Source organism: Streptomyces sp. SAI-135 (assembly GCF_029893805.1).
Classification (GTDB): domain Bacteria; phylum Actinomycetota; class Actinomycetes; order Streptomycetales; family Streptomycetaceae; genus Streptomyces.
This window is the reverse complement of record NZ_JARXYP010000002.1, coordinates 5,860,556-5,887,258: the sequence shown is the minus strand read 5'-3', so window position 1 is coordinate 5,887,258 and position 26,703 is coordinate 5,860,556. Positions and strand designations below refer to the sequence as shown.

Below are 26,703 nucleotides of genomic sequence, written 5' to 3'. Positions count from 1 at the left end.
GGTTCCACCATGTCCCTCGTTCTTGACCCCGCCGCCCAGGACCTGCTGTTCCGCGAGGCCCGCACCGCGAACACCTTCACCGACGAGCCGGTGACCGACGAGCAGGTCCAGGCGATCTACGACCTGGTCAAGTACGGTCCGACCGCCTTCAACCAGAGCCCGCTGCGCATCACCCTGGTCCGCTCCGCCGAGGCCCGCGAGCGCCTGGTCCAGCACATGGCCGAGGGCAACCAGCCGAAGACCGCCACCGCCCCGCTGGTCGCGATCCTCTCCGCGGACAACGAGTTCCACGAGGAGCTGCCCCAGCTCTTCCCGCACTTCCCGCAGGCCAAGGACCTCTTCTTCGCCGAGCGTCCGGTCCGTGAGGGTGCCGCCGGGCTGAACGCCGCCCTGCAGGCCGCCTACTTCATCATCGGCGTCCGCGCCGCGGGCCTCGCCGCCGGCCCGATGACCGGTCTGGACTTCGAGGGCGTCCGCAAGGAGTTCCTGGACGACGACCACACCCCGCTGATGGTCGTCAACATCGGCAAGCCGGGCGAGGACGCCTGGTTCCCGCGCTCCCCGCGCCTCTCCTACGACGAGGTCGTCACCACCGTGTGAGACGGCTGACACACGACGAGAGGGCCCGGCCGCCTGGCGGCCGGGCCCTCTCGTGCGCTCACGCCATCTTCAGCGACTTCGCCATCTCGGTCAGCTGGGCGAACGAGCCCGTGCCCGCGACCACCGTCGTCGCCCCGTCGCCCTGGTGCACGAGAGCGTCGTAACGGCCGCCCGTGTACCGCGTCCAGGTGCGGCCCGCGATCTGCTGGGTCTGCCGCGTCGCCTCGCCGCCCTGGCTCGCCTCGTCGATGAACTCCGACGGCTTCTGAGTCGACTGCTCGATCTGCACGTACTCACCGCCGGGGGCGTTGAAGCCCAGGTGCCAGGCGTCGGACCGGTCGCCCCGGAAGCGCACCGAAGTGGCCTTCCAGTCGGCCGGCAGCCCCTCGGGCGCGGCCACCGGGTAGGAGGCCGCGCGGCGGGCCGTGAGCAGCTCGACGCGGTAATCGACCTTCTTGATGTCCGGAGCGGAGTCGTCGTGCGGGATGAACACGTAGATGACCGCCGCCGCGATCCCGATCAGGCCCAGGGAGAGAATCATGTCCCGGACCGTCTTCTGCTTGCCGTTCGAACCTGCCACACCCCCTATCGTCGCAGGTGCCCGGTCCGCTCATCCGTGGGGTCCCCTGCTCATTTTGTCGGACTGGCGATAGAGTCGACGGTCGAACCCTCATCCGGCCGTCGTCGTATCAGAAAGGTGCGCTCCGATGACCGAGCATCATCATCTGCCGTCCGAACTCGAAGTCCCCTCCGAGGCCCCCGACCGCAACCTCGCCCTGGAGCTCGTCCGGGTGACCGAAGCCGCCGCGATGGCCGCGGGCCGCTGGGTCGGGCGGGGCGAGAAGAACGGCGCCGACGGCGCCGCGGTGCGTGCCATGCGGTCCCTGGTCTCCACCGTGTCGATGAACGGCGTGGTCGTCATCGGCGAGGGCGAGAAGGACGAGGCCCCGATGCTCTTCAACGGAGAGCGCGTGGGCGACGGGACCGGCCCCGAGTGCGACATCGCCGTCGACCCGATCGACGGGACCACGCTGACGGCCAAGGGCATGCCGAACGCGATCGCGGTGCTGGCCGCCGCAGACCGGGGCTCGATGTTCGACCCGTCCGCCGTGTTCTACATGGACAAGCTGGTCACGGGACCGGAGGCGGCGGACTTCGTCGACATCAACGCGCCGGTGTCCGTGAACATCCGGCGGGTCGCCAAGGCCAAGCGCTCCACCCCGGAGGACGTGACCGTCGTCATCCTCGACCGGCCCCGGCACGAGGGGATCATCAAGGAGATCCGGGAAGCGGGGGCGCGGATCAAGCTGATCTCCGACGGTGACGTGGCCGGCTCGATCTACGCCCTGCGCGAGGGCACCGGCGTCGACATGCTGCTGGGCATCGGCGGTACGCCCGAGGGCATCATCTCGGCCTGTGCCGTGAAGTGCCTCGGGGGGACGATCCAGGGCAAGCTGTGGCCGAAGGACGACGAGGAGCGGGCGCGGGCGATCGACGCCGGGCACGACCTCGACCGGGTGCTGACGACCGACGACCTGGTGTCCGGGGAGAACGTGTTCTTCGTCGCCACGGGTATCACCGACGGCGAGCTGCTGCGGGGTGTGCGGTACCGGTCGGAGACGGCGACGACCGACTCGATCGTGATGCGGTCGAAGTCGGGGACGGTGCGTCGGATCGATTCGGAGCACCGGCTGAGCAAGCTGCGGGCCTACAGCGCGATCGACTTCGATCGCGCCAAATAGCGCCTGACAGCTCGACAGGCAGGGAACAGTGGCGGGTGCGGGTGCGCTGTGGCTTGTCGCGCAGTTCCCCGCGCCCCTGAGCAGGTCCCACTGAGCCCCGGCTCAAAGGCGCCCCCGGTGCGGAGGGGGCGCCTTTTGCTGTGCGGGGTCAGCCCGCCTGGGCTATGCGGGCCGCCCTCGCGGCTTTGGTGAGTTCCAGGTCGCGGCGCCTGCGCCGGGCCAGGACCACCCGGCGCTCCGCCGCGGTGAGGCCGCCCCAGACGCCGTAGGGCTCGGGCTGGAGCAGAGCGTGTTCGCGGCACTCGACCATGACCGGACAGCGGGCGCAGACGCGCTTCGCCGCCTCCTCGCGGGAGAGCCTGGCGGCCGTGGGTTCCTTGGACGGAGCGAAGAACAGGCCGGCCTCATCGCGCCGGCACACCGCCTCGGTGTGCCATGGAGCGTCTTGGTCCCTGTCCCGCACTGGCACCCGCTGGGCCGGAACGGCAGCGACCTGCAGGGACGAATGCGGCGGTTGCAGCACGGTCTACTCCTGACGACGGCTTCGCGAGCGAGAGACGATGGAGCAAGCCCTACCCGCTGTGCGCGCGCCTATGCACTGAGTTCCGAACCGCCGGGGGGCGGATTCCTCCGATGCGGACCCGCCCGGATTCACAGACGTCAACGATCCAGGTGTTTGCGCAAACTCCTGTCGACCTTGCGGTCGACCGCGCGCTGGACCCGGTCGAGGATGTCCGCGACGAGCTTGCCGCGCCTGGGCTTCGCGTCGACGCTGCCGAGGACGGCCCAGCCGTCGACGTACACCACGGGCGCGTCCGGCTCCTGCGAGTCGAGGGTGTCCACCTGGAAGTCGCCGAGGACACCGACTCCCGTGCCGCGCAGCGAGATGTTCTCGGGGACGCGCACCTCGACGCTGCCGAACACCGAGAACGCCTTGATGACCACCTGGCGGTACTCGAAGATCGCCTCGCTGAGGTCTATCTCGACGCTGCCGAAGACCGCGTAGGCGTGGATGCGGCGGCCCGCGCGCCAGCGGCCCTTGCGGACGGCGGCGCTGAAGACCGCCACCACGTTGTCGTCCGGGTCCGGGGGGATCGCGTCGGTCGGGCGGTTGGGGGCCGGGGTCCAGGCCGGGGTGGAACGGCGCTCATGGGCGGCCGGCAGGTCCCGTATGAAGACCTCCAGCTCGCCCACCGTCTTGGCGCTCAGCACCCCCTCGACCCGCTCGGCGTGCTCGTCCCCGGTGAGGCGGCCCTCGGCGAGGGCCTCGCGCAGGATGTCGGCGACGCGGTCGCGGTCGGCGTCCGAGGCGCGCAGGTCGGCCACCGCGGGCGCGGGTCCCGTGGGCTGGTGAAGGTCGGGCTTCTGAAGGTCCACCGCAGCAGCGTACCGAAACGCGATAGATCGCGACTAGGCCTGTGGACAACTCTTGGGGAACCGACTGAGCCTTACCTCACAAGCTGCCGTCCTTGGACAGGTTCTAGGCTGGTGAGGCCCGCCGACGGAGGTGGGTGGCCGACCCGCAGAGTGAGGAATGGGCTGAGATGCCTGAGTTCGCGTACACCGATCTGCTCCCCATGGGAGAGGACACCACCCCCTACCGGCTGGTGACCTCCGAGGGTGTCTCCACCTTCGAGGCCGACGGGCGGACCTTCCTCAAGGTGGAGCCGGAGGCGCTGCGCAAGCTCGCCGAAGAGGCCATCCACGACATCCAGCACTACCTGCGGCCCGCGCACCTCGCCCAGCTGCGGCGGATCATCGACGACCCGGAGGCCTCCGCCAACGACAAGTTCGTGGCGCTGGACCTGCTGAAGAACGCGAACATCGCGGCGGCGGGCGTCCTGCCGATGTGCCAGGACACCGGCACGGCGATCGTCATGGGCAAGCGCGGGCAGAACGTGCTGACGTCGGGCGGCGACGAGGAAGCCCTCTCGCGCGGTATCTACGACGCGTACCTGAACCTCAACCTGCGCTACTCGCAGATGGCCCCGCTGACCATGTGGGACGAGAAGAACACCGGCTCCAACCTCCCGGCGCAGATCGAGCTGTATGCCACCGACGGCGGCGCGTACAAGTTCCTGTTCATGGCGAAGGGCGGCGGCTCGGCCAACAAGTCGTTCCTGTACCAGGAGACGAAGGCCGTCCTGAACGAGGCCTCCATGATGAAGTTCCTGGAGGAGAAGATCCGCTCGCTCGGTACGGCCGCCTGTCCGCCGTACCACCTGGCGATCGTGGTGGGCGGCACGTCCGCCGAGTACGCGCTCAAGACCGCGAAGTACGCCTCCGCGCACTACCTGGACGAGATTCCCGCCGAGGGCTCGGAGCTCGGGCACGGCTTCCGGGACAAGGAGCTGGAGGAGAAGGTCTTCGAGCTGACGCAGAAGATCGGGATCGGGGCGCAGTTCGGCGGCAAGTACTTCTGCCACGACGTGCGCGTGGTGCGCCTGCCGCGGCACGGTGCGTCCTGCCCGGTCGCCATCGCCGTGTCCTGCTCCGCCGACCGCCAGGCCGTCGCGAAGATCACCGCGGAGGGTGTCTTCCTGGAGCAGCTGGAGACGGACCCGGCGCGGTTCCTGCCGGAGACGACGGACGAGCACCTGGACGAGTCGTCCGACGTGGTGAGGATCGACCTCAACCAGCCGATGGAGGCGATCCTCGCGGAGCTCACCAAGTACCCGGTGAAGACACGGCTCTCGCTGACCGGGCCGCTCGTGGTCGCACGTGACATCGCGCACGCCAAGATCAAGGAACGCCTTGACGCGGGTGAGGAGATGCCGCAGTACCTGAAGGACCACCCGGTGTACTACGCGGGCCCGGCCAAGACCCCCGAGGGCTACGCCTCCGGTTCCTTCGGTCCCACGACGGCCGGCCGCATGGACTCCTACGTCGAGCAGTTCCAGGCGGCGGGCGGCTCCAAGGTGATGCTGGCCAAGGGCAACCGCAGCAAGCAGGTCACCGACGCGTGCGGTACGCACGGCGGCTTCTACCTCGGCTCCATCGGCGGCCCGGCCGCCCGGCTCGCCCAGGACTGCATCAAGAAGGTCGAGGTCGTCGAGTACGAGGAGCTCGGCATGGAGGCGGTCTGGAAGATCGAGGTCGAGGACTTCCCGGCGTTCATCGTGGTCGACGACAAGGGCAACGACTTCTTCCAGGACCCGGCCCCGGCCCCGACGTTCACGTCGATTCCGGTCCGGGGGCCCGGGCTGGCGTAGCACCGGTCCGGTCCGGCGGGGGGTGTTTCTCGCCCCCGCCGCCCCTGCCCGTCCCCTCCCCAGGGGCAGCCGCCCCTTCGGCCCCGCACGGGACTGCGTCGCCTGCACCCCGCAGCCCGACCCGCCTCGTCCTGCCACGGCAGGCGGCAGGCGGCAGGCGGCAGGCGGCAGGCGGCAGGCGGCAGGCGGCAGGCGGCAGGCGGCAGGCGGCAGAACCCGACCGCACCTGCGGCGCCCCCCGCCACCCCATCCCCGGGGGCGGCGAGGGAGGAGGGGCAAGACGGTCGCGAAGGGCCCTGCGACCCGACGGGGGGCGACGACGGGGCCACCCTCACGATGTGGACCCGTGCGGCGCCCTTCCGCAGAGCGAGGCCCTGCTCGAGGCCTGCAACGACCGCCCCCTCGCCCCGCCGGGGGCTGCGCCCTTGCACTCCGCACCCGCCACGCCCCGTCCGGTCGCGGCAGGCGGGTGCGGAGACCTTGGCCTCGCGTGACCCGTCCTCGCCCCGTCCCCGGCACACCTACCGTTGGTGTCCGGGTGGCCCGGTGCTTCGGGGGGGCCGGAACTGCTCGGTGTGGCAGGAATAGGGGTCACGGGGGCAGGTGCTGACCAAAACGGAGGTGATCGGCAGTGGCCGACGAGCAGCAGGAACAGGCGTTCCGTATCGAGCACGACTCGATGGGCGAGGTCCGGGTCCCGGCGGACGCCAAGTGGCGGGCGCAGACCCAGCGGGCCGTGGAGAACTTCCCCGTCTCCGGGCAGCGGATCGAGCGGGCGCACATCGAGGCGCTGGCCCGGATCAAGGGCGCGGCCGCGAAGGTGAACGCCCGGCTGAACGTGCTGGACAAGGACATCGCCGAGGCCATCCAGGAGGCGGCCGACGAGGTGGCCCGCGGCGACTGGGACGCGCACTTCCCCGTCGACGTGTTCCAGACCGGGTCCGGCACCTCGTCCAACATGAACACCAACGAGGTGATCGCGACCCTGGCGAGCGAGCGGCTCGGCGGCGGCCGTGACGTGCACCCCAACGACCACGTCAACGCCTCCCAGTCGTCCAACGACGTCTTCCCCTCGTCCATCCACATCGCCGCCACCGCCGCCGTGACCCGGGATCTCATCCCCGCACTCCAGCACCTGGCCGACGCCCTCACCCGCAAGTCCGAGGAGTTCGCCGACGTCGTGAAGTCGGGCCGGACGCATCTGATGGACGCCACGCCGGTCACGCTCGGGCAGGAGTTCGGCGGGTACGCCGCGCAGATCACGTACGGCGTCGAGCGGCTCAACGCCTCCCTGCCCCGCCTCGCCGAACTGCCCCTGGGCGGTACCGCCGTCGGCACCGGCATCAACACCCCGCCCGGCTTCTCCGCCGCCGTCATCGAGGAGGTCGCCCGCACCACCGGGCTGCCGCTGACCGAGGCGCGGGACCACTTCGAGGCGCAGGGCGCCCGGGACGGGATCGTCGAGACCAGCGGGCAGCTCAGGACCATCGCGGTCGGGCTCACGAAGATCGCGAACGACCTGCGGTGGATGTCCTCCGGGCCCAGGACGGGCCTGGCCGAGATCTCGCTGCCCGATCTCCAGCCCGGCTCGTCCATCATGCCCGGCAAGGTCAACCCGGTGATCCCGGAAGCCGTGCTGATGGTCGCGGCCCAGGTCATCGGGAACGACGCCACCGTCGCGACCGCCGGAGCGGCCGGCAACTTCGAGCTGAACGTGATGCTGCCGGTCATCGCGAAGAACGTCCTGGAGTCGATCCGGCTGCTCGCCAACGTCTCCCGGCTGCTCGCCGACCGGACCGTCGACGGCATCGTCGCCCACCGCGAACGGGCCCGTGAGTACGCCGAGTCCTCGCCCTCCGTGGTCACCCCGCTCAACAAGTACATCGGGTACGAGGAGGCCGCCAAGGTCGCCAAGAAGGCCCTCGCCGAGCGGAAGACCATCCGCGAGGTCGTCCTGGAGGGCGGGTACGTCGAGCGCGGTGATCTCACGGCCGGACAACTCGACCAGGCACTGGATGTCCTGCGGATGACACGGCCGTAACCTTTCCCGCCCCCGGCGTGAACCGTGACGCGTACCGCAGCGTCGTATGCCTATGGCACCTAATATCTGTGCATGGCAGACGGTGGAGCGGTGAGAGCGGTGGAAGCGGGTACGACGGCGCACTTCTGGGAGCCCGGGAGTCAGATCCTGTGGCGCTACCGGGAGAACGCCGGCGAGCAGTTCCACATCGCCCGCCCCGTCACCGTCGTACGCGACGACGAGGATCTGCTCGCCGTCTGGCTGGCACCGGGCACCGAGTGTGTGCGGCCGGTGCTGGCCGACGGCACGCCGGTGCACGCCGAGCCGCTTCAGTCCCGTTACACCAAGCCGCGTTCGGTCCATCGGGACCGCTGGTTCGGCACCGGGGTGCTGAAGCTGGCCCGGCCGGGGCTGCCGTGGTCGGTGTGGCTGTTCTGGGAGCCGGGCTGGCGTTTCAAGAACTGGTACGTGAACCTGGAGGAGCCGCTGGCCCGTTGGGCCGGGGGTGTGGATTCCGAGGACCACTTCCTGGACATCACCGTGGATCCGGACCGCGGTTGGCAGTGGCGCGACGAGGACGAGTTCGCGCAGGCCCAGCGGGACGGGCTGATGGGCCCCGACCTGGCCGAACAGGTCAGATCGGCGGGGCGGTCGGCGGTGGAGGTGATCCGCGCCTGGGGCCCGCCGTTCTCGGACGGCTGGCCCGACTGGCGGCCCGATCCGTCCTGGACCGTACCGCTCCTTCCGGAAGACTGGGACCGTATGCCTGCGCACTTGTCGTCATGAGACCCTTGATGCGCCCCCGGGCTGCAAACGTAGGATCGTCCTCCGCAAGAGCGCGCAGCGGCAACTACCGGAGCGGGCACTGGGCTTGACCGATCGTCACCGAGGGGCGGCAGGACGTGAGCGTGGGGTACGAGGGCAACACCGGTACGGGCCGCGGAAGGTTGACCGAAAACGCAGGAACAGCCCCTGACCACGCGGGAATTCCGTTCCTGGGACACGCATTCCGGGTATCGGGATTTCGGCGGGACACACTGCGCGTCAGGCGCGCAGCCCCGGACGGACGGATTCGACACGCGTGACGGAGCACCCGACCTCCTTCGAACGCCCCCAGCCGGGCGTCGACCCCACGGACCCCCGCGGGGCGCTCCTGCGTTCCCCGGCGCCACCGCCCGCCCAGGGCGCCGAGTCGGCTTTACCTCTCCAGGCACGCTCCGGTGACCCCGCGCAGGAGGCGGCACCCGTCCTCCAGGCAGGCAACAGCACGACCGGCAAGCCCGGAAAGACCGGCAACAACAAGGACATGGGCATGAACCCGGCCGGTACCGGCCCCGAGCACTCCCAGCCGGCCGCCGCGGAGCCGGACACGCACCGTCCCCGGCCGGTCCCCGAGGGGGTCCCGGTGCAGCCGGGCGGCGAGGACGAGCGCCTGCCCCAGAGCGGTGACGAACGCCGTACCGGGCAGGGGCTGCCCCCGGGCCGGCCCACACCCATGCGCCGGGACGGCGACCGGCTGCGCTTCGTGGGCGCGGCGACCCGTCGGATCGCCCGGGGCATCGACCTGGACGAGATCGTGATGGGTCTGTGCCGGGCGACCGTGCCGACCTTCTCGGACGCGATCCTCGTCTATCTGCGCGACCCGCTGCCCGTCGGCGACGAGCGGCCCACCGGACCGCTCGTGCTGCGGCTGCGGCGCAGTGACCGCATTCCGCAGCAGGAGCGGGACCTGGAGGACGGCATCCTGCCGGTGCCGGTGCCGGAGAACCCGACCGAGCTGGACGCGCTCGGCACCGAACTGTGCGAGGTGCAGCCCGGCAGCGCGCTCGCCGAGGTGCTGCGCGGGGTGCGGCCGGTCTTCACGGACACTCCCGCGGCCCATGCCGCGCTGCCGGAACTGCTCGGAGAGGGCTGCGAGTTCGCCGTACCGTCGGGCCGGCGGGCGATCCTCGCCCCGCTGCGCGGCCGGCGCCGGGTGATCGGCGCGGCCCTGTTCCTGCGCCGCCCCGACCGCATCCCCTTCGACCCGGACGACCTGCTCGTCGCCGCCCAGCTCGCCACGCACAGCGCGCTGGGCATCGACAAGGCGGTCCTTTACGGCCGTGAGGCGTACATCGCCGACGAGTTGCAGCGCACCATGCTGCCGGAGACGCTCCCCAGGCCGACCGGCGTGCGGCTGGCCTCCCGCTATCTGCCGGCCGCCGAGACGGCCCGGGTGGGCGGTGACTGGTACGACGCGATCCCGCTGCCCGGCAGCCGGGTCGCCCTGGTCGTGGGCGACGTCATGGGCCACTCCATGACCTCCGCGGCGATCATGGGCCAGCTGCGGACGACCGCGCAGACCCTCGCCGGGCTCGACCTGCCCCCGCAGGAGGTGCTGCACCACCTCGACGAGCAGGCCCAGCGGCTCGGCACGGACCGCATGGCGACCTGCCTCTACGCCGTCTACGACCCGGTCTCGCACCGGATCACCATCGCCAACGCCGGTCATCCGCCGCCGGTGCTGCTGCATCTGGGCGGGCGGGCCGAGGTGCTCCGGGTGCCGCCGGGCGCGCCGATCGGTGTCGGGGGCGTGGACTTCGAGGCCGTGGAACTGGACGCGCCGGCCGGGGCGACCCTGCTGCTCTACACCGACGGACTCGTGGAGTCGCGGCTTCGGGACGTGTGGACCGGGATAGAGCAGCTGCGGGAGAAGCTCGCCGCGACGGCGCAGCTGACCGGGCCGGATCATCCGCCGCCGCTGGAGGCGCTGTGCGACGAGGTGCTCGACATGCTCGGTCCCGGCGACCGGGACGACGACATCGCGCTGCTCGCGGCCCGCTTCGACGGGATCGCGCCCAGTGACGTGGCGTACTGGTTCCTGGAGCCGGAGGACGCGGCCCCGGGCCGTGCCCGGCGGCTCGCGCGGCGGGCACTGTCCCGGTGGGGCATGGAGGATCTGACCGACTCCGTCGAGCTGCTGGTCAGTGAGGTCGTGACGAACGCCGTGCGGTACGCGACGCGTCCGGTCACGCTCCGGCTGCTGCGCACCGACGTCCTGCGGTGCGAGGTCGGGGACGACGTGCCGCAGCTGCCGCGTCTGCGGCAGGCCCGGGCCACCGACGAGGGCGGCCGCGGGCTCTACCTCGTCAACCGGCTCGCCCGCCGGTGGGGCGCCACCCGGCTGAGCACCGGCAAGGTGGTCTGGTTCGAGCTCAACAGGGGCTAGGAGAACGAGAGAGGGGGCGCCCGGTGGTCACCGGGCGCCCCCTCTCTCGTTCGCTACTGCTCGGCGTTCGGATCGAACGGGTTCAGTGGTGAGGTCGAGGTCTCGACCGGAGTGCTCTGCTCACCGGTCGGCGCGCTCTGCGACGGCGACTGTGACGGAGTTTCCGACGGAGTCTCGGACGGCGTCTCGGAGGGAGTTTCCGACGGAGTCTGCGAAGGTGTCTCCGAGGGCGTCTCGGACGGCGTCGCCGAGGGCGTCGGCGTCCACGTCGGCTGGACCGCGGCGCCCTGGTCGGTGTCCAGGTCGAACTTGGTGTTCTCGGCCGCGACACCGAAGGTGTACGCCGCCCAGATCTGCGCCGGGAACCCACCACCGTTGACGCGGTCCAGGCCGGCGGTCTTGTACAGCTTGGTCTGGGCACCGGTCTTGGCGTCCTCGCCGAACAGGCCGACCGAGGTGACCAGGTCAGGGGTGTAGCCGGTGAACCAGGCCGAGAGGTTGTCGTCGGAGGTACCGGTCTTGCCGGCGACCTTGCGGCCGTCGCGGGCCGGGTTCTCCGCCACGGACACCTTCGCCGTACCGTCGGCGACCACGCCGGTCAGCACCGAGGTCACCGTGTCGGCGGCCTCACGGCTGATCACCTGCTCGCCGACCGGGTCGGGCAGCTGGACCTCGGTGCCGCCCTGCTCGGCCGACTTGATGATGCTCGGCGTGACCTGCTTGCCGTGGTTGTCGAGGGTGGCGTAGACGCCGGCCATCTGGAGCGGGCTCGCGCCCATGGTGCCCAGGGTGTAGGCGGGCAGCGCCCTCAGCTTGCCGGTGTCCATGCCGAGCTTGGTGGCGGTCTCCAGCACCTTGTCCATGCCGACGTCGACGCCCATCTGCGCGAAGACGGAGTTGATGGACTTGTTCATCGCCGTCTGGACGGTGACCTGCTTGCCGTAGTCCTGGTCGTCCTCGTTCTCGGGGGCGAAGCCGACCTTGTCGCCGTTGCTGTCCAGGACCTGGCGCTTGCTGGTGCCGTCGTAGACGGTGTTCGCGCCGATCGGCTTGCCGCTCGCGGTCTCGGAGTTGTTCTCCAGGGCGGCGGCGAGGATCACCGGCTTGAACGTCGACGCGGGCTGGTAGTCGGTGCGGTTGGCGTTGCTGATGTAGTGCTTGGTGTAGTCCTGGCCGCCGTACAGGGCGACGATCTTCCCGGTTTTCGGATCGACCGAGACGGCGCCGGCCTGGACGTTCTTGTCCACCGAGCGCTTCTTCGGGTCCAGCTTGCTGATCAGCTGGGTCTTGACGGACTTCTCCAGCGCGGACTGCTTCTTCTTGTCGATGTTCAGGGTGATGGTCCACCCCGAGTTCTCGACCCGGGCCTCCGCCTCGTCCTGGGTGATGCCCTGCGTCTTGACCAGCTGCTTCTCCAGCTGCTGGTTGGCGAGCTTGACCAGGTAGCCCTTCTGGCCCTCGAGACCCGGGGCGGCCTTGGGCTCCTTGGGGACCGGGAACGTCATGTCGTCGCGGTCGCTCTTGCTCAGCCAGCCCTGCTCGACCATGTTGTCCAGGACGTAGTTCCAGCGGGCCTGCACGAGCTTCTTGCCGGTGGGGCTGGCGACCGCCCAGTCGTACTGGCTCGGGGCCTGGAGGAGCGCGGCGAGGTACGCGCCCTGCTCGACGCTGAGCTTCTTGGCGTCGACGCGGTAGTAGTCCTGGGCGGCGGCCTGGATGCCGTAGGCGCCGCGGCCGTAGTAGCTGGTGTTGATGTAGCCCGCGAGGATCTTGTCCTTGGACGTCGTGCGGTCCACCTTCAACGAGATGACCAGTTCCCGCAGCTTGCGCGTGACGGTCTGGTCCTGGTCGAGGTAGTAGTTCTTGACGTACTGCTGGGTGATCGTGGAGCCACCCTGCTTGCCCTTGCCGGACAGGGTGTTGATGAGGCCGCGGGCGGTGCCCTTGAGGTCGACGCCGGAGTCCGTGTAGAAGGTCTTGTTCTCCGCCGCCACGAAGGTGCGCTGGACCTCCTTGGGCACCTCGGAGAGGTCCACGATCTCCCGGTTGGTGTCGCCGACGCGGGCCATGACCGAGCCGTCGCTGTACTCGTAGATGTTGCTCTGCTTCTGCGCGGCCGCGTTGCCCTTCGGCACGTCGATCATCATGTACATCACGATGAAGGCGCCGATGCCGAGCAGGCAGAAGCCGAAGAACGCGCCGAGGATCTTCTTCCAGGTGAAGAACCGGCGTATGCCGCTCTTACCCTTCTTCGCGCTCTTCTTGCCGCGCGCCGCCTGGCGCGCTGCGGCCCGGCCGCCCGGCGCGATGCCCTCGCTCGGCGTCCCGGACGAGCGCGTGGGCGGCGCCGCGCGGCGGCCACCGCGCTGACGTGCTCTTCTCTCTTCCGCTCGTCCCATGGGTCGACTCGCTCCGCTTCCTCATCGGCGGCCACAAGGGTTCGTGGCTCAGGTCAGCTCAGAAAGCTAACACCGGTCTATATGACACAGGGCCCTCGATCCGGCCTCGGGAGGGCGTGAGAATCAGCACCCGCCTCCTCGGAACCAGACCTCCGAGGGGGCGTCAAGGTTGCCGCGACCGGGTAAAGTGTTATCACTTAGATAGGTCAGCGCTAGCTGCCTACACGCTTTCGAGAGATGGGGGACCCCTATGGCCATGGACGAATCGGTGCCCGACATGCCCGCCCCGCGCGTGCGGGAGTTCGCCGCGCACAGCATCGGCGGCGCGCTGGCCCTGCTGCTGGGCCTGGCCGGGCTGCTGCTCGCCGTCTTCCTGTTCGCCGCGAGCGGCGAGAGCCCCGGGTTCACCGTCGGCGGGGTCCTCGTGCTGATCGCCGCGCTCATCTCGCTGCGCGGTTTGAACACGGTCGCGCCGGGCGAGGCCCGGGTCGTCCAGCTCTTCGGGCGCTACAAGGGCACCATCCGCCAGGACGGCCTGCGCTGGGTGAACCCCTTCACCTCCCGCACCAAGGTCTCCACCCGGGTCCGCAACCACGAGACCGCCGTCCTCAAGGTCAACGACGCCTACGGCAACCCGATCGAGCTCGCCGCGGTCGTGGTGTGGAAGGTCGAGGACACCGCGCAGGCCACCTTCGAGGTGGACAACTTCGTGAAGTTCGTCGCCACCCAGACCGAGACCGCGGTACGGCACATCGCCATCGAGTACCCGTACGACGCCCACGAGGAGGACGGGCTCTCCCTGCGCGGCAACGCCGACGAGATCACCCAGAAACTCGCCACCGAACTGCACGCGCGCGTGGAGTCGGCCGGCGTGCAGATCATCGAGTCCCGCTTCACGCACCTCGCCTACGCGCCCGAGATCGCCTCGGCGATGCTCCAGCGGCAGCAGGCCGGCGCGGTCGTGGCGGCCCGGCGGCAGATCGTGGAGGGCGCGGTCGGCATGGTCGAGGAGGCGCTCGCCCGGATCACCGAGCGGGACATCGTGGAGCTGGACGAGGAGCGCAAGGCGGCGATGGTGTCCAACCTGATGGTGGTGCTGTGCGGCGACCGCGCCCCGCAGCCGGTCCTCAACACCGGGACGCTCTACCAGTGACGGCACCTGCTGAGGGGGGCTCCCCCGAGCGGCGGCCTCAGCAGCGCAAGCAGGTGCTGCTGAGGCTCGATCCGCTGGTGTACGAGGCGCTGGCGCGGTGGGCCGGGGACGAGCTGCGGTCGGCGAACGCACAGATCGAGTTCCTGTTGCGCAGGGCCCTGAAGGAGGCCGGCCGGCTGCCCGGCGACACCGGACCGCTGCCGCGCCGGGGGCGGCCGCCCAAGGACGCGGGGGACAGGGAGGACACCAAGGGCACCGGGGACGCGTAGAGCGGGCGTAGCAGAACCGTGACAATCGGCCCCCACCTGCGGCTGCTCACGGCCTGACACCCAGCTACACACTCCGCGTATACATGCGGGGTATACACCGCATGTACAGTCCTCTCCATGTCCATCGGTCACACCCTTCTAGGGCTCCTGGAGTCCGGGCCCCGCCACGGCTACGACCTCAAGCGGGCCTTCGACGAGAAGTTCGGTCACGACCGGCCGCTGCACTACGGCCAGGTCTACTCGACGATGTCGCGGCTGCTGAAGAACGGGCTCGTCGAAGTCGACGGGATCGAGCCCGGCGGCGGCCCCGAGCGCAAGCGCTACGCCATCACGGACGCCGGGATCACCGACGTGCAGCGGTGGCTCGCGACGCCGGAGAAGCCGGAGCCGTACCTCCAGTCCACGCTGTACACCAAGGTCGTCCTCGCGCTGCTCACGCACCGGGACGCCGGCGACATCCTGGACAACCAGCGCTCCGAGCACCTGCGGATGATGCGCATCCTCACCGACCGAAAGCGCAGGGGCGACCTCGCCGACCAGCTGATCTGCGACCACGCCCTGTTCCATCTGGAAGCCGACCTGCGCTGGCTGGAGCTGACCGCCGCGCGTCTCGACAAGCTCGCGGAGGTGGTCAAGTGACCCCGGCCGGTTCCCTTCTCGTCGCCGACGAACTGCGCAAGACCTACGGTCCGACCGTCGCCCTCGACGGCGCCCACTTCTCCATCCACCCCGGCGAGGTCGTCGCCGTCATGGGCCCCTCCGGCTCCGGCAAGTCGACCCTGCTGCACTGTCTCGCGGGGATCGTCCCGCCCGACTCCGGCTCGATCACGTACAACGGCCGGGAGATGGCCACGATGAACGACGCCGAACGCAGCGCCCTGCGCCGCTCCGAGTTCGGGTTCGTCTTCCAGTTCGGGCAGCTCGTCCCCGAGCTGACCTGCGTGGAGAACGTGGCGCTGCCGCTGCGGCTGAACGGCACCTCCCGCAAGGAGGCCGAGAAGACGGCCCTGGGCTGGATGGAACGCCTGGAGGTCGAGGACCTGAGGAAGAAGCGGCCCGGTGAGGTCTCCGGCGGCCAGGGGCAGCGCGTGGCCGTGGCCCGATCCCTGGTGACCGGCCCGCGTGTGCTGTTCGCCGACGAGCCGACCGGCGCCCTCGACTCCCTCAACGGCGAGCGGGTCATGGAGCTGCTCACCGAGGCGGCCCGGTCCACCAACGCGGCCGTCGTCCTCGTCACGCACGAGGCACGGGTGGCCGCCTACTCCGACCGCGAGATCGTCGTACGGGACGGGAAGTCCCGGGACATGGAGCGGGTCGTATGAGCCTCAGGCAGTGGTCGCGGGACCTCGCCATGGGGGTCCGGTTCGCCTTCGCGGGCGGACGCGAGGGGTGGGTCCGGGCGCTGCTGACCGCGGTCGGGGTCGGCCTTGGGGTGGCGTTGCTGCTGCTGACCACCGCCCTGCCGAACGCGCTCGCGGTACGGCACGAGCGGGGCGACGCCCGCGCGGACATCACCTACGGCGAGCCGAAGGTGAAGAAGGGCGACAACAGCCTGCTGTCGGCGGGCGTGTCGACCACCTTCCGGGACAGGGACGTCCGCGGCCGGGAGGTGGAGCCCGAGGGCCCGCGCGCCCCGCTGCCGCCGGGGGTCGAGAAGTTCCCGGCGGCCGGCGAGATGGTCGTCTCCCCCGCGCTGAAGAGCCTGCTGGAGTCGGACGACGGCAAGCTCCTGCGGGAGCGGCTGCCGGACCGGATCGTCGGCACGATCGGCGAGAGCGGACTGATCGGCTCGCACGAACTCGCCTTCTACCGGGGCGCCGAAGGACTCGCCGCCCAGGGCGTCGACGGCGCCCGGGTCACCCGGATCGACCACTACGGGAACCCGCACCCGACCGAGTCGCAGTCCGACCCGGTGCTGGTGCTGCTGGTCCTGGTCGTCCTCGTGGTGCTGCTGATGCCGGTCGCCGTGTTCATCACCGCGGCCGTCCGCTTCGGCGGCGAGCGGCGCGACCGGCGGCTCGCGGCCCTCAGGCTGGTGGGCGCCGACGGCCGCTCGACCCGGCGGATCGCCGCCGGCGAGGCGTTGGCCGGCGCGGTCCTCGGACTCGTCCTCGGAGCCGGCTTCTTCCTGATCGGCCGTGAGGTCGCGGGCTCCGTCGAGGTGTTCGGGCAGAGCGTGTTCCCCAGCTATCTCAATCCCTCGCCGCTGCTGGCCCTGCTGGTCGCCGTCGCGGTACCCGCCGCGGCCGTGCTGGTGACGCTCCTCGCCCTGCGGGGCGTGGTGATCGAACCGCTCGGCGTGGTGCGTACGGCGAAGCCCGCGCGGCGCCGGCTGTGGTGGCGGCTGCTGCTGCCGCTGGCCGGACTCGGGATGCTCTACCCGATGGTCGGGCAGGGCCGCGACGGCGGCGACTTCAACCAGTACCTCGTCACCGGCGGTGTCATCCTGCTGCTGGTCGGCGTGACCGCGCTGCTGCCGTGGATCGTCGAGACCGTCGTGGCCCGGCTGGGCGCGGGCGCGGTGTCCTGGCAACTTGCCGTGCGCAGGCTCCAGTTGAGCAGCGGCACGGCGGCCAGGATGGTCAACGGCATCGCGGTCGCGGTGGCCGGGGCGATCGCCCTGCAGATGCTCTTCGCGGGCACCGACAGCGCCTACGCGCAGAGCACCGGCTACGACGTCTCGCGTGCGCAGATGCAGGTGCAGGTCCCGGAGGGGGGCGAGCTCGCCGACGCCGCGAAGGCACTCGCCGCGACCAAGGGCGTCGAGCAGGCGTACGCCTTCCAGGAGGGGTACGTGGCCGACGGGCGCGGCGACGAGGCACGCTGGACGAGGGCGACGGTCGCCGACTGCACGTCCCTGCGCGAGGTGGCCGCGCTGCCCTCCTGCCGTGACGGCGACACCTTCGCCGTACAGGGCGGCGACTCCGACGGCGAGGCAGGGTCCGCGCCCGTCGAGGCCGGGCGCACCTTCTACTTCGAGACCTCCGAGGACGCGGAGAAGAGCAAGCTGGTCGCCTGGACCGTACCGAAGGGCGTCAAGCAGGCCCGGTCCGTCGCGGACCCGACGGGCTACAAGCGCGGGGGCGTCCTGATCACCCCTAGCGCGCTGGGCTCGACCGCCGTACCGGGCGTGCTCGGACAGGTCTACCTCCGGCTCGACGAGTCGGTGCCGGACGCGCGGGAGTACGTGCGCAACACGGCGGCTCGCATCAACCCCCTCGAAGAGCCGACGACCTGGGTGTCCGTCGAGCGCAACGACCGCTACGAGTCCATCCGCACCGGCCTGTTCGTGGGCGCCGCCTGTGTCCTCGCGCTGATCGGGGCGAGCCTGCTGGTCTCCCAGCTGGAGCAGTTGCGTGAGCGCAGGAAGCTGCTGTCGGCGCTGGTCGCCTTCGGCACCCGGCGGCGCACCCTGAGCCTGTCGGTGCTGTGGCAGACGGCGATCCCGATCTCGCTCGGGCTGCTGCTGGCCTCGGTGGTGGGGCTGACGCTGGGCGCGGTCCTGCTGAGGATGACGGGCACCGCGGTCCGGGTGGACTGGCCGAGCGTGCTGTCGATGACCGGCGTGGGCGCGGGGGTCGTCCTCGTGGTGACGCTGCTGAGCCTGCCGCCGCTGCTGCGGCTGATGCGGCCGGACGGGCTGCGGACGGAGTAGCCGCCCGCAGCCGGGCGTCCCTCAGAGGCTGTACTCCTTCACCACCCGCCGGACCTGGGCGAACAGCATGCCGACGTTGACCGACTTGCGGCACACCACGACGGCCACGACGTCCTGCTGTTCGACCAGCCGTACGAACAGGTGCGTGAGGTTCTCGCTGTTGACCAGGATCTCCTGGAAGAAGTGGTTGTCACTGCTGATCCCGCGACGCTCCTTGAAGACGTCCTCGATCATCACGACGGTACGGCCCTGGAACAGGTCGAGGGTCGCACCCGCCAGGAGGTCCAGGACCTCCGGCGGGTGGTTCTCGACGGTCTCGTACGACAGCAGCATGCCGGTGGACATGTCGACCACGCCGGAGGCCACGCAGTCGGGGGCTTCGGTACGAAGGGACTTGACCAGGCCCATCACCTGGTCGGAGAAACCTGTGGCCATGCGCTTCGTCGCCATCCCTTCAGACTCCCTCTGATGCTTTCTCGGACGCCTTGTCGGTGAGGATCGAGCCGATCCGGTTCAGGGTCGGCTGGGTCGCCCGGTGCAGGTGGTCCACGTCCATGCCCTCGTCGCCGAGCACGACCATCAGGGCGGTCTCGCCGACGGCGTAGAAGGCGGCGCAGCCGTGGCTGCCGTACGTCACCGTCCGGCGCAGCGCGCCGCGGGCGGTCGCCCCGGCGGTGCGCCGGGCGAGGCCGAGGCCGGCCGCGGCGAGCGCGGCGAGGCCCTCCGGGTCGATCGAGTCGGCGGTGTCGGCCGCGATGAGCAGCCCGTCCGCGGCGGCCACCGCGGTGTCCGTGATTCCCGTGACCTGTTCGCGCAGTCCGCGCATTTCGAGCGCCAGGGCTTTGTGATCCATAAAAGCGACTCCCCTATTCCTGTTCACGTCTGATCGGCTTTTTCACTGGGGCGTTCCGTTTCTGAGCCGGAAGAAGTTGCCGGGTTTTCGGCGGGGCAGATCGGTTCTCACCGGGGACGAGGGCTGCTCCACGGGCGGTGGCCTGCGGGGCCGCAGCTCGTCGCCGTCGGGCAGCGAACGGACCGCCAGGGGCGCGGGCGGTCCCGCGCACACCAGGAGCCCTTCGTCGAGCATGCGGGCGACCTCGACGGTGACGGTGTAGACCCCGCGCCCGACGCGGAAGGCGAGGTCGCGTGAGGTGCTGCGGCCGTCGGCCTGCCTGAGCAGCTCGTGTCGCAGGGTCCCGGATCCGCCGTCCGTGCCGGAGCGCACCGGGCGTTCCCGGTCGGGATGCACGGGGTACGGCAGGGCGGCGAGGGCGGTGAGTCTGCGCAGCGCCTCCTGAAGCAGCCGCAGGGGCGGCTCACCCAGCGGGACCTGCGCGAACGGCTCGGCGGTGGCCCGGCGTTCGCACTCCTCCACCCGGCCGGCGGCCATCGCGAAGGCGGCGTCGTGCAGGGCCAGCGCGCACACCACCCTGAGCTGCGCGGCGCCCGCGTAGCCGTGGGCGATGAGCGCGGTGGCCGGCCAGCGCGAGCCGCCGGACTCCCGCACCAGTTCGGCCCACTGCTCGCCGCTGACCCGGCCCGAGCGCAGCAGCAGTGCCTCGGGGCCCGGGGCGCCGGGCGACTCCACCGCGACGACCCGGCCGTCCCCGAAGTGGAAGGTGCCGCCGGGTGTCCCGGTGATCCGCAGCTCCCCGGTGAAGCCGTCACGGCCGCACTCGGCCAGGGCCTGTGCCAGGAGTTCGTGGCCCGACATCACACCCCCCGCCGTCTCGCACATACGCCTGACGCGTAGCGCTGAGGAGGGAAGGTGTATCAGTCCGGACGCATATTCCGGGGGCGGCTTTCCTACCTGCCCCTAGTTGACGGAAGTTGAGTCTGCGGACTGCTCAAAACACTGTGTTCGGCGCTCATTTGACCGAATTCGAGGCAGGTTTTTCAGCGTCCGTGGGCGGTTCGGACCCGCCCTCTTCCTCCGTGGTCACGACCTCGTCCTCGGCCTCGGCCGGCGCCGACTGCTCCTCGGCGTACGCCTTGAGGTAGCTGACCACCGTGTTCGTCACCGCCACGAGCGGTACGGCCACCACGGCGCCGCCGATGCCGGCGACCATGCCGCCGGTCGCGACGGTGAGGACGACCGCGAGCGGGTGGACGCGCACCGCGCGGCCGAGGATGAACGGCTGGAGGATGTGGCCCTCGATCTGCTGGACGGCCAGGACCACCGCGAGGGTCATCACCGCCGTGAAGACGCCCTGCGTGACGAGCGCGACGAGGACCGCCAGCGCGCCGGAGGCGACCGCGCCGACGAGCGGGATGAACGAGAACAGGAAGATGAAGACGGCCAGCGGGACGGCCATGGGAACGTCGAGGAAGTAGATCCCGATGCCGATGAACACGGCGTCGATGAGGGCCACCAGGACCGTGCCGCGCACATAGGCGGTCAGGGTGCGCCAGGCGCGCGGTCCGGCGCCGGCCACGGCGGGGCGGGCGGCGGCGGGGACCAGCTTCAGCGTCCAGCCCCAGATGCGGCGGCCGTCGTAGAGCAGGAAGAGGGTGGAGAAGAAGGTCAGCAGGATGCCGGTGAGCGCCTCCACGACGACCTGGACGCCTTCCAGGCCCGCCGAGGTGATCTGGTCGGTGTTGGCGCCGACCGCCTCCCGCAGGTTCTTGGCGATCTGGTTGATCTGCTTGTCGGTGACGTGGAAGGGGCTCTTCAGCAGCCAGTTGCGCAGATCGTCGATGCCGCTCTGGATCTGGTCGGAGAGGTCGTCGATGTTCTCCATGACCTGCCAGGTCACGAACCAGCCCATCAGCCCGATGATGACGAAGCCGAGGATCGCGGTGAGGGCCGTGGCGGGACCGCGCGGGACGCCGTGCCGCATGAGGCGGGCCACCGTCGGCTGGAGCAGCGCGGTGATGAGCAGGGCGACGACGAAGGCGAAGACGACGAGCTGCACCGAGCTGATGATTCGCATCAGCACCCAGACGGTGCCCGCGAGGACCAGGAGCCGCCAGCCGGCCTCGGCGGCGACCCGTACGCCCCACGGCACGGCCTGGGCCGGGTCGGGGCGCGGGACCAGCACGACGGGTGGCCGGGAGACCGCCTTGGCCGCTTTCTCGGGCCTGCGGGCGGGCTGCTCGGCCGCGTCGGCCTCGGCCTCCTCGCGGGCCACCTCCGCGCGGCGCTCGTCCAACCGCTCACCCACATCGGTCAGCCGGGCACCGAGCCGACCGATCCACCCTGGCACTCGCGACATGATCCGTCCTCTTCCCCCGTCTCTCCTCACCACTCCCCCCTGGAGTCGTCCGGACCGACCGTACATGGCGAAAGCCCCTCCCCCTAGGACGGGGAGGGGCTTCGCGAGGTTGAGAGCCGGGCGCGCTCAGTACCAGTGGTTGGCCTGCCAGAACGACCAGGCCTCGCAGGGGCTGCCGTACCGGCTGTCCATGTAGTTGAGGCCCCACTTGATCTGGGTGGCCGGGTTGGTCTGCCAGTCGGCGCCGACCGACGACATCTTGGAGCCCGGCAGCGCCTGGAAGAGACCGTAGGCGCCGGAGGAGGCGTTGACGGCCCGGTAGTTCCAGCTGGACTCGTGGTCCACGATGTTGCTGAAGCACTGGAACTGCCCGCTCGGCACCATCGAGGCAGCCATCGCCTGGATCTGCGCGACGGTGTACGAGCTCTGCACCGGGAAGCTGGAGGCGCTCCTGCTGGCCTTCTCCTTGGCCTCGGCGCGTTCCTTGGCTTCCTTGGCCGCCTGCTCGGCGGCCTCCTTCTTCTCGATCGCGGACTTGGCGGCGGCCTTGCGGGCCGACTCCTCCGCGATCTTCTTGGCGCTCGCGTCCGCGGCGATGGCCTGGGTGTCGGCCTGCTGCGTGAGGGACGCGGTCTGCACCTGAGCCTGCTCACCCGCGGGGATGTCCGCCAGGAGCGTCGTGCCTGCTGCCGTCGCCTCGGCGTCGTTCGGCTGCGCGACACTGCCGGAGGCTACTCCGACAACGCTTCCGACAGCGGTGACCGCGGTGGCGGAGGCCACTGCGAATCCCCGGACCGAAATCGGGCTCACACGGTTTCCTTCCAGCATCGCCCGCTTCGGTGACCCTGGCGGACGCAATCGTGCCCCTAGACACTGGCCTCCCAACTAACGGGGTCACGGGAGGCGCGGGCCCGGTGGGCAACTCCCTTGCGAGGAGCGCCGCATGGTGCGCGGGCGGCATACGACGGACGTTATGGAGTTGATCGTGGTGCTGCTGTGGTGCCGTACCGCTGGGGGTACAGGTGTGCCGTATGCGGGGCCTGACAGAACCGAGACTCTGCCGTAACCGGACGCCGGGTGGCAATTCTGAGTTGCGTGTGAAAGCTCACATCCCGTTTGACCCCAGGGATTTCGAGAAACCTCGACACGCGAAGGCGCCGCCCGGCTAGGCTCTTGGCCTTTCCGGACGGCGCCAACGGGCGTGTACTACCTCAGATTTGGCCGTCCTCCAGCATTTCGGTCACAAGCGCCGCGATCTGGGACCTCTCGGACCTCGTCAGGGTCACATGCGCGAAGAGCGGGTGCCCCTTCAGCTTCTCCACCACGGCGACGACACCGTCGTAGCGACCGACGCGGAGATTGTCCCTCTGTGCCACGTCATGGGTGAGAACCACCCGTGAATTCGCGCCGATTCGGGACAGAACGGTGAGAAGCACATTCCGTTCCAGGGACTGCGCCTCGTCCACGATCACGAAGGCGTCGTGGAGCGAGCGGCCGCGGATGTGGGTGAGCGGCAGAACCTCCAGCATCCCGCGCGCGGTGACCTCCTCGATGACCTCGCGGCTGGTGACCGCGGACAGCGTGTCGAAGACCGCCTGCGCCCAGGGGCTCATCTTCTCGGCCTCGGAGCCCGGCAGATAGCCGAGTTCCTGCCCGCCCACCGCGTACAGCGGGCGGAAGACCATGACCTTCTGGTGCTGACGGCGCTCCAGGACCGCCTCCAGGCCCGCGCACAGCGCCAGCGCCGACTTGCCGGTGCCGGCCCGGCCGCCCATGGACACGATCCCGATGTCCGGGTCGAGGAGCATGTCCAGCGCGATGCGCTGCTCCGCGCTGCGGCCCTTGATGCCGAACGCCTCCCGGTCTCCGCGCACGAGACGGATGTTGCCGTCGGGCGCGACCCGGCCGAGCGCCTTGCCGCGCTCGGAGTGGAGGGTCAGCCCCGTGTGCACGGGCAGCTCGGAGGCCTCGGGGACGTAGACGTGCCCTTCCTCGAAGAGGATGTCCACCTGCTCGCCGGGCAGGGTCAGTTCGGACATTCCGGTCCAGCCGGAGGAGTCCGTGATGGCGAGCTCGGCGCGGTACTCCTCGGCGAGGAGACCGACCGAGGACGCCTTGATCCTGAGCGGGAGGTCCTTCGACACCACAGTGACGTCGAACCCCTCGGCCTGCAGATTGCGGGCGACCGCGAGGATGCGGGAGTCGTTGTCCCCCAGGCGGTAGCCGCTCGGCAGCACGCTGGGGTCCGAGTGATTGAGCTCGACACGGACGGTCCCGCCCAGCTCCCCGATCGGAATGGGGGCGTCGAGACGGCCGTACCGCACCCGGAACTCGTCGAGCAGGCGCAGGGCCTGCCGGGCGAAGTAGCCGAGTTCGGGATGGTGCCTTTTCGCCTCCAGCTCCGTGACCACGACGATGGGGAGCACGACCTCGTGCTCGTCGAAGCGGCTCAGGGCGTTCGGGTCGGCCAGCAGGACGCTGGTGTCGAGAACATAGGTGCGCCGGTCAGGCATACGGCGCTTTGTGCTGGTCACCACGGAAGGACGTACCCCCTCGGATGAGGTCGGGGAGCGACGGAGTGGAGCTGGACCGGTCGACGGCCCGTTTGCACGGGCCGGGGACCGGCCCTCCACTGCTTCTTCCGTGCCGCAACCGCACGGTAAGGCTGGTGCAAAGGGCCTCCCGGGCGGACGGCCCCGTGCCGCCCGCTGAGATCCGACACCCGTGGTTCGGGCATCGACCTGACTGGCTTATGCCCTCGAACACCCGCCGCCATGCCGACGCATATGACGGCGCGCTGGTGAACTCCAGGTTGCTTCCGCCCCAGAACGGGGTGGTCGAGCCCCTTCCGTGCGCCGCCCGTCAGCCGCCGTAGCGCCGGTGACGGGCCGCGTAGTCGCGCAGCGCACGCAGGAAGTCGACCTTCCGGAAGGCCGGCCAGAAGACCTCGCAGAAGTAGTACTCCGAGTGGGCGGTCTGCCAGAGCATGAATCCGGACAGCCGCTGCTCACCGCTGGTACGGATCACGAGGTCGGGGTCGGGCTGGTCGCCGGTGTAGAGGTGGCGGCCGATCATGTCGATGTCGACGGCCTCGGCGAGCTCCTCCATCGAGGTGCCCTTCTCGTGCGCGTCGAGCAGCATGGACCGTACGGCGTCGGCGATCTCCTGGCGGCCGCCGTAGCCGATGGCGACGTTGACGAGTATTCCGTCGACGTGGGCGGTGGACTCCTCCGCCTCCTTCAGCGCCGTCTGCATCGGGGAGGGCAGCAGGTCCGGGGTACCGACGTGGTGGACACGCCAGCGGCCGTCGGCGGCGAGGGTGCGCACGACGTCCTCGATGATGCCGAGGAGGGGGCCGAGCTCCTCCGGCGGGCGGTTGAAGTTGTCCGTCGACAGCAGCCAGAGGGTGACGACCTCGACGTCCGTCTCGGTGCACCAGCCGAGGAACTCCTCGATCTTCTCCGCGCCGGCGCGGTGGCCGTCGACAGGGCTGGAACCGGCGGCCTTCGCCCAGCGCCGGCTGCCGTCCACGATGACACCGATGTGCTTGGGCACCTGGGCGTGGTCCAGGTGGCCCTCCACCCGGCGTGCGTAGAGCCTGACGAGCAGGCCGCGCAGCTTGTCGCGCAGGTTCACGTGAAAGTCAGCCCCTTTGAGATGGCGGTCCCCGCGGCTAGAGCGTACCGGGGGCCGCCGGGCGCCAACTGCACGGGGCCTTCCGGCGCATGGGCGAGGACGGGTCGTGGGACCCCGCTCGCGCCGTGCGGCGGAGCGCCTGCCGCTGCGGGCCCCGCACCGTGGCGGGTACCCCGACCGCCCCGGTCATGCGCCTCCGGCGGGCACCGTGGGCGAGCACTCCCCCTGCGACTCCCCTGCGACTCCCCTGCGGCTCCCCCTGTGCACCTCTGGGCACAAAAAACGGGCCGGTCCGTGGGGGGGAGACGGACCGGCCCGAGGGGGGGTTTCCACCATAACCCTTCGTGAGGGATGGTGCGTGCATCGGCGTGCCACAACTACTCTCCGGAGTCGGGCGGCGACGGCGCGGTGGACGGCCGAAGCCCTGTTCATGGGGGTTTCATGGCCGAATCGCGGCGGAATCATGGGGGCGTGGGACATCGCCCGCGTGGGTGAATCCGGGTCGGAACGTTTCTTTGACGCCGGGAAGTGGGCGCGGCACCGCGCAGCCCCCTCCTCTGCGCGGTGCCACCGCGCAGCTTTGCTGGCGCGAATCGCCTCGCCTTGAATTTACGTCAGCCGGGGTCCGGATGCGAGCCGCCTGGGATAACGATGTGGAAACCCCGTGAAGACCATGGATATGCGGGGTGGATCGACCCTCCATGCCCCTATTGTCCGCTTTCAAGTCTTCTGCGCGTCAGGCGAGCGGCTTTCGGGCCTCGAAGAGATGGCGGGTGCTGTGGGCGACGAAGGGGCCCTCGGCCTCGATCCGCTCGTGCAGGGACCGCAGTCGGGGCTCGTACTCCGCCACGGTGAAGCCCGGGACCATCCACACCACCTTGCGCAGGAAGTGGACGACGGCGGCGATGTCGTGGAACTCGATCCGCAGCCGCTCGGCGCGCAGGTCGACGATCTCCAGTCCGGCGGCCTCCGCGGCGGCGCGTTCGCGGTCGGGATGGCGGTCCGAGCTCTGCTCGGCGGGCTGCGGGCCGAGGAAGTGCTCGACGAGTTCGTAGACGCTGCGCGGGCCGACGTGCTGGGCGAAGTACGTCCCGCCGGGTTGCAGCACCCGCACGACCTCCGCCCATGGGGGGCTGACCGGGTGCCGGCTGCTGACCAGGTCGAAGGTGGCGTCCGCGAACGGCAGCGGCGCGTCCTCCGGCGCGGCGACGACCACGACGCCGCGCGGGCGCAGCAGGGCGGTGGCCTTGGCGACGTTCGGCGGCCAGCCCTCGGTGGCCGCGGCGAGCACGGGCGTCTTGACCCCCTGCCCGAGGGCGAAGTCCATCACCTCGCCGCCGCCGGTCTGGATGTCGAGCGACGCGGCGGCCCCGGCCAGTCGTCCGGCCAGTGAGCGCGCGTAACCCCACGAGGGCCGCGCCTCGGTGGCCCGCCCCTCGAACCAGGAGAAGTCCCACCCCTCGGTGGGCACGGCGGCGCCCTCGGCCACGAGGTCCTCGAAGGTGCGGGTCTGTCGGGAGGTCATGGGGTTGATCGTGGCAGGGGGGCGGGGGCGGGCGCCGCTGATTTTCGGGGCCGTGCGCTTGCGGGCCGT

The 26,703-nt window shown here is 70.4% G+C and carries 23 protein-coding genes; 11 read left to right on the top strand and 12 right to left on the bottom strand.

Annotated features, from left to right (window positions below; translation table 11 throughout):
• Positions 1–9: 9 nt before the first annotated feature.
• Positions 10–600 (top strand): malonic semialdehyde reductase, encoded by a 591-nt coding sequence (locus tag M2163_RS31310; RefSeq protein WP_280849544.1) that lies wholly within the window; start codon positions 10–12, stop codon positions 598–600.
• Positions 601–658: 58 nt separating this feature from the next.
• On the opposite strand, the gene M2163_RS31305 is transcribed toward M2163_RS31310, so the two are convergent.
• Positions 659–1,180: a DUF4245 domain-containing protein gene (locus M2163_RS31305; protein WP_280849546.1), complete on the bottom strand. Its 522-nt coding sequence runs from the start codon at positions 1,178–1,180 to the stop codon at positions 659–661.
• 127 nt (positions 1,181–1,307) lie between these two features.
• Between M2163_RS31305 and glpX the strand changes: the two genes are divergently transcribed.
• Positions 1,308–2,342: a class II fructose-bisphosphatase gene (gene glpX / locus M2163_RS31300; RefSeq protein ID WP_031042027.1), complete on the top strand. Its 1,035-nt coding sequence runs from the start codon at positions 1,308–1,310 to the stop codon at positions 2,340–2,342.
• 148 nt (positions 2,343–2,490) lie between these two features.
• On the opposite strand, the gene M2163_RS31295 is transcribed toward glpX, so the two are convergent.
• Positions 2,491–2,865, bottom strand: coding sequence for a WhiB family transcriptional regulator (locus M2163_RS31295; RefSeq protein WP_078902679.1), 375 nt, complete (start codon positions 2,863–2,865; stop codon positions 2,491–2,493).
• Positions 2,866–3,002: 137 nt separating this feature from the next.
• On the bottom strand, positions 3,003–3,719 hold the full coding sequence (locus M2163_RS31290; RefSeq protein WP_280849547.1) for a DUF1707 domain-containing protein: 717 nt from the start codon (positions 3,717–3,719) through the stop codon (positions 3,003–3,005).
• 167 nt (positions 3,720–3,886) lie between these two features.
• On the opposite strand from M2163_RS31290, the gene M2163_RS31285 reads away from it, so the two are divergent.
• From M2163_RS31285 to M2163_RS31270, 4 genes are all read left to right on the top strand, one after another.
• Positions 3,887–5,554 carry a fumarate hydratase gene (locus M2163_RS31285; RefSeq protein ID WP_280849548.1) on the top strand — a complete coding sequence of 556 codons (1,668 nt, stop codon included), beginning with the start codon at positions 3,887–3,889 and terminating at the stop codon, positions 5,552–5,554.
• Positions 5,555–6,185: 631 nt separating this feature from the next.
• On the top strand, positions 6,186–7,595 hold the full coding sequence (locus tag M2163_RS31280) for a class II fumarate hydratase (RefSeq protein WP_280895650.1): 1,410 nt from the start codon (positions 6,186–6,188) through the stop codon (positions 7,593–7,595).
• 72 nt (positions 7,596–7,667) lie between these two features.
• The gene (locus M2163_RS31275) at positions 7,668–8,360 is read left to right on the top strand and encodes a DUF402 domain-containing protein (protein WP_280849550.1); all 693 of its coding nucleotides are present in this window, start codon (positions 7,668–7,670) and stop codon (positions 8,358–8,360) included.
• Positions 8,361–8,655: 295 nt separating this feature from the next.
• Positions 8,656–10,782, top strand: a complete 2,127-nt coding sequence (locus M2163_RS31270; protein ID WP_280849551.1) for a SpoIIE family protein phosphatase — start codon at positions 8,656–8,658, stop codon at positions 10,780–10,782.
• A 53-nt stretch (positions 10,783–10,835) separates the two neighbouring features.
• Here M2163_RS31270 and M2163_RS31265 read toward each other — a convergent pair whose 3' ends face one another.
• Positions 10,836–13,181 (bottom strand): transglycosylase domain-containing protein, encoded by a 2,346-nt coding sequence (locus M2163_RS31265; protein ID WP_280849552.1) that lies wholly within the window; start codon positions 13,179–13,181, stop codon positions 10,836–10,838.
• 250 nt (positions 13,182–13,431) lie between these two features.
• Between M2163_RS31265 and M2163_RS31260 the strand changes: the two genes are divergently transcribed.
• The 5 genes from M2163_RS31260 (at position 13,432) to M2163_RS31240 (ending at position 18,258) form a co-directional block, all read left to right on the top strand.
• Entirely contained in the window at positions 13,432–14,334 is a 903-nt protein-coding gene (locus M2163_RS31260) for an SPFH domain-containing protein (protein ID WP_280849553.1), read from the top strand.
• On the top strand, positions 14,331–14,603 hold the full coding sequence (locus M2163_RS31255) for a hypothetical protein (RefSeq protein WP_280895649.1): 273 nt from the start codon (positions 14,331–14,333) through the stop codon (positions 14,601–14,603). The genes M2163_RS31260 and M2163_RS31255 overlap by 4 nt, the downstream gene beginning before the upstream one ends.
• 117 nt (positions 14,604–14,720) lie before the next feature.
• Positions 14,721–15,242: a PadR family transcriptional regulator gene (locus tag M2163_RS31250; protein ID WP_280849555.1), complete on the top strand. Its 522-nt coding sequence runs from the start codon at positions 14,721–14,723 to the stop codon at positions 15,240–15,242.
• A complete protein-coding gene (locus tag M2163_RS31245; RefSeq protein ID WP_280895648.1) occupies positions 15,239–15,925 on the top strand; it encodes an ABC transporter ATP-binding protein in 687 nt (228 codons plus the stop codon). The genes M2163_RS31250 and M2163_RS31245 overlap by 4 nt, the downstream gene beginning before the upstream one ends.
• Positions 15,922–18,258 carry an FtsX-like permease family protein gene (locus M2163_RS31240; RefSeq protein ID WP_280895647.1) on the top strand — a complete coding sequence of 779 codons (2,337 nt, stop codon included), beginning with the start codon at positions 15,922–15,924 and terminating at the stop codon, positions 18,256–18,258. Before M2163_RS31245 ends, M2163_RS31240 begins: the two co-directional genes overlap by 4 nt.
• Positions 18,259–18,279: 21 nt before the next feature.
• Here M2163_RS31240 and M2163_RS31235 read toward each other — a convergent pair whose 3' ends face one another.
• The 8 genes from M2163_RS31235 to M2163_RS31200 form a co-directional block, all read right to left on the bottom strand.
• The gene (locus M2163_RS31235; RefSeq protein ID WP_280849558.1) at positions 18,280–18,708 is read right to left on the bottom strand and encodes a hypothetical protein; all 429 of its coding nucleotides are present in this window, start codon (positions 18,706–18,708) and stop codon (positions 18,280–18,282) included.
• 4 nt (positions 18,709–18,712) lie between these two features.
• Positions 18,713–19,111: a roadblock/LC7 domain-containing protein gene (locus M2163_RS31230; RefSeq protein ID WP_280849559.1), complete on the bottom strand. Its 399-nt coding sequence runs from the start codon at positions 19,109–19,111 to the stop codon at positions 18,713–18,715.
• Positions 19,112–19,153: 42 nt separating this feature from the next.
• A complete protein-coding gene (locus M2163_RS31225; protein ID WP_280849560.1) occupies positions 19,154–19,996 on the bottom strand; it encodes a MarR family transcriptional regulator in 843 nt (280 codons plus the stop codon).
• A gap of 130 nt (positions 19,997–20,126) precedes the next feature.
• Positions 20,127–21,473, bottom strand: coding sequence for an AI-2E family transporter (locus M2163_RS31220; protein ID WP_280895646.1), 1,347 nt, complete (start codon positions 21,471–21,473; stop codon positions 20,127–20,129).
• Between the two features lie 126 nt (positions 21,474–21,599).
• Complete coding sequence (locus M2163_RS31215; RefSeq protein WP_280849562.1) at positions 21,600–22,301, bottom strand: transglycosylase SLT domain-containing protein; 702 nt, start codon at positions 22,299–22,301, stop codon at positions 21,600–21,602.
• A 383-nt stretch (positions 22,302–22,684) separates the two neighbouring features.
• The gene (locus M2163_RS31210; protein ID WP_280849563.1) at positions 22,685–24,010 is read right to left on the bottom strand and encodes a PhoH family protein; all 1,326 of its coding nucleotides are present in this window, start codon (positions 24,008–24,010) and stop codon (positions 22,685–22,687) included.
• 325 nt (positions 24,011–24,335) lie between these two features.
• Positions 24,336–25,109: an isoprenyl transferase gene (locus tag M2163_RS31205; RefSeq protein ID WP_280849564.1), complete on the bottom strand. Its 774-nt coding sequence runs from the start codon at positions 25,107–25,109 to the stop codon at positions 24,336–24,338.
• 736 nt (positions 25,110–25,845) lie between these two features.
• Positions 25,846–26,634 (bottom strand): methyltransferase domain-containing protein, encoded by a 789-nt coding sequence (locus M2163_RS31200; protein WP_280895645.1) that lies wholly within the window; start codon positions 26,632–26,634, stop codon positions 25,846–25,848.
• Between the last annotated feature and the right edge of the window lie 69 nt (positions 26,635–26,703).